Below are 497 nucleotides of genomic sequence, written 5' to 3'. Positions count from 1 at the left end.
GACTAACACACCGAGAATGAGTCGCCCGCGGCGGCCTTGCCGTTGGAACACCCTCACGAGCCAGTAGCCGGTGAGTGCGAACGTCGCGAGTGACAGGGCACCAAAGATAACCATATTCACCGTAAAACCGCCCAAACTAAGCGGGAACACCTCACGAAGCGGTGTGTGAACGGTGTTGATCCCGAACGGCCCATTGAACAACCATTCTTCGTCGTTTACCACGGTGGTGAGGATTGTCGCAATTCCGAGCGCCGTGATGGCGAGGTAGTCTTCGCGGAGGCGCAGCGTCGGCACTCCGACCGCAAGAGAGATCAACGCGGCGGCGATCATACCGCCGAGGACGCCGAGTACCCAGCCGAAGAGACTTCCAACCGGGCCGAGCACACCGAATATCTCTGGGAGTGCGAACCCCCCGATGCCGTTGTACCCAGCGGCTCCGGCGGGCATGGTCAGAACCACGGTTACGTACGCGCCAATCATGAAGTACGCGACATGAC

At 60.2% G+C, this 497-nt stretch carries 1 pseudogene; it reads right to left on the bottom strand.

Features of this window, described 5'->3' with window-relative positions:
- Positions 1-480 (bottom strand): annotated as a pseudogene (locus EXE45_RS17745) (branched-chain amino acid ABC transporter permease); the annotation flags it as partial.
- Positions 481-497 lie beyond the last annotated feature (17 nt).

Source organism: Halorubrum sp. SP9 (genome assembly GCF_005435015.1).
In the GTDB taxonomy this organism is placed as follows: Archaea; Halobacteriota; Halobacteria; order Halobacteriales; family Haloferacaceae; genus Halorubrum; species Halorubrum sodomense.
The sequence above is the reverse complement of the archived record's forward strand: the minus strand, read 5'-3'. Positions and strand labels throughout refer to the sequence as shown.